At 48.1% G+C, this 3,077-nt stretch carries 1 tRNA gene and 1 rRNA gene; both read right to left on the bottom strand.

Annotation, left to right across the window (positions count from 1 at the left end):
• Window positions 1–42 precede the first annotated feature (42 nt).
• Window positions 43–2,799: ribosomal RNA gene (locus ACM6F9_RS00855) — 23S ribosomal RNA — on the bottom strand.
• A 204-nt stretch (window positions 2,800–3,003) separates the two neighbouring features.
• Window positions 3,004–3,077 (bottom strand) — tRNA-Ala (locus ACM6F9_RS00850).

The following is a 3,077-nucleotide window of genomic DNA, read 5'->3' as shown; positions in this document are numbered from 1 at the left end:
TCACAAAGAGCTAACCTTGCTGCACTTTCGTGCGCCATATCAGGCTATAAATCTACGGGTAATTAGTACTACTCGGCTATGACATTACTGTCTTTACACCTATAGCCTATCAACGTGGTCATCTCCCACGACCCTTAAAAGATGTCTCATCTTGAGGCGAGTTTCGCACTTATATGCTTTCAGTGCTTATCTCTTCCAAACGTAGCTACTCAGCAGTGCACCTGGCGGTACAACTGATACACCAGAGGTTTGTTCAATTCGGTCCTCTCGTACTAGAATCAAGCCCTCTCAAACATCTAACGCCCGCAATAGATAGAGACCGAACTGTCTCACGACGTTCTGAACCCAGCTCGCGTGCCACTTTAATGGGCGAACAGCCCAACCCTTGGGACCTTCTCCAGCCCCAGGATGTGACGAGCCGACATCGAGGTGCCGAACCTCCCCGTCGATGTGAGCTCTTGGGGGAGACTAGCCTGTTATCCCCGGAGTACCTTTTATCCTATGAGCGATGGCCCTTCCATACGGAACCACCGGATCACTATGTCCTGCTTTCGCACCTGATCGACTTGTAGGTCTCACAGTCAAGCACCCTTATGCCATTACACTCTACGCACGGTTACCAAGCGTGCTGAGGGTACCTTTGAAAGCCTCCGTTACTCTTTTGGAGGCGACCACCCCAGTCAAACTACCCACCACGCAATGTCCTTCCCTTAAGAAGTTAGGCTCCAAGTAAGTAAAGGGTGGTATTTCAACGTTGGCTCCACAAACACTAGCGTGCCTGCTTCAAAGCCTCCCACCTATCCTACACATTACTTACTCAAAGTCAATACGAAGTTATAGTAAAGGTTCACAGGGTCTTTTCGTCCCATTGCGGGTACTCGGCATCTTCACCGAGACTACAATTTCACAGAGCTCATGGTTGAGACAGTGCCCAGATCGTTACACCATTCGTGCAGGTCGGAACTTACCCGACAAGGAATTTCGCTACCTTAGGACCGTTATAGTTACGGCCGCCGTTTACTGGGGCTTCAGTCAATGCCTTCGGTTTAACCCTAAGCACCTTCCTTAACCTTCCAGCACCGGGCAGGTGTCAGACCCTATACTGCATCTTTCGATTTTGCAGAGTCCTGTGTTTTTGATAAACAGTCGCCTGGGCCTCTTTACTGCGGCCACCATTGCTGATGGCGTCTCTTCTCCCGAAGTTACGAGACTATTTTGCCTAGTTCCTTAACCATGATTCACTCTAGCACCTTAGGATTCTCTCCTCGACTACCTGTGTCGGTTTTGGTACGGGTTGCTTCACTTCGGCTTTTCTTGGAAGCACTTTCCCTACAGCAGCTTCGCCCGAAGGCTAGGCCTTGACTATTCCGTCAGTCTCCAGTAAGTACGGCACTCCGTCCCCTTTTTAGTGTGAGCAAGTATGGGAATATTAACCCATTGTCCATCCACTACCCCTTTCGGGTTCGCGTTAGGTCCCGACTAACCCTCAGCTGATTAGCATGGCTGAGGAAACCTTAGTCTTTCGGTGAGCGGGTTTCTCGCCCGCTTTATCGTTACTTATGCCTACATTTTCTTTTCTATCCGCTCCACAATACCTCACAGTACTGCTTCGGCGCAAATAGAATGCTCTCCTACCAGATGTACAATGTACAAATCCATAGCTTCGGTAATATGTTTATGCCCGATTATTATCCATGCCGGACCGCTCGACTAGTGAGCTGTTACGCACTCTTTAAATGAATGGCTGCTTCCAAGCCAACATCCTAGCTGTCAATGCAGTCCAACCGCGTTGCTTCAACTTAACATATATTTGGGGACCTTAGCTGTTGGTCTGGGTTCTTTCCCTCTCGGACATGGACCTTAGCACCCATGCCCTCACTGCCGTAGAACATTTATTAGCATTCGGAGTTTGTCAGGAATTGGTAGGTGGTGAAACCCCCGCATCCAATCAGTAGCTCTACCTCTAATAAACTTATATACGACGCTGCACCTAAATGCATTTCGGAGAGTACGAGCTATCTCCCAGTTTGATTGGCCTTTCACCCCTACCCACAGGTCATCCGAAGACTTTTCAACGTCAACCGGTTCGGTCCTCCACTCTGTGTTACCAGAGCTTCAACCTGCCCATGGGTAGATCACAAGGTTTCGCGTCTAATCCTACTAACTATCCGCCCTATTCAGACTCGCTTTCGCTCCGGCTCCGGTACTTAATACCTTAACCTCGCTAGTAAAATTAACTCGTAGGCTCATTATGCAAAAGGCACGCCGTCACACCATATAGGTGCTCCGACCGCTTGTAGGCGTACGGTTTCAGGTTCTATTTCACCCTTCTATTCGAAGTGCTTTTCACCTTTCCTTCACAGTACTTGTTCACTATCGGTCTTTCAGGAGTATTTAGCCTTGGAGGATGGTCCCCCCATATTCAGACAGGATTTCGCGTGTCCCGCCCTACTCATTTATCACTTAAATATGCCTTTCATATACGGGGCTATCACCCTCTATGGCTGTTCTTTCCAGAACATTCTATTAAACATAAATTAGCTTTTGGGCTAATCCGCTTTCGCTCGCCACTACTTACGGAATCTCTTCGATTTCTTTTCCTCCGGGTACTTAGATGTTTCAGTTCTCCGGGTTTGCTCCTCTTACGAGGTGACTGGTCTTCAACCAGCCGGGTTGCCCCATTCGGACATCTGCGGATCAATTCGTGTGTGCCAATCCCCGCAGCTTTTCGCAGCTTACCACGTCCTTCGTCGCCTCTGAAAGCCTAGGCATCCGCCATACGCCCTTAACGATTTCTTTCCTAATATTTATATTAGTTCAGTATTTTTTGATAAACTCTCGTCTATCGATATTTTTATAAACTCGGCACTCGAAAGTGCTCGGTTATCTCTTTGTGATGTCTTTACCGTTAATGTCAATGATCTTAAATTCTTCTTGTCCAACTGATGAACAGATGTTGTTTTTGGCTCCATCCGTAACTTTTAAATCAGTATTCCAAAACTGTGGAGAATAAGGGAGTCGAACCCTTGACCTCCTGCGTGCAAGGCAGGCGCTCTAGCCAGCTGAGCTAATTCCCC

Source organism: Chryseobacterium sp. IT-36CA2, assembly GCF_949767875.1.
GTDB lineage: Bacteria > Bacteroidota > Bacteroidia > Flavobacteriales > Weeksellaceae > Chryseobacterium.
Note: the sequence above shows the minus strand (reverse complement) of the source record. Positions and strands in the feature narration are given on the sequence as shown.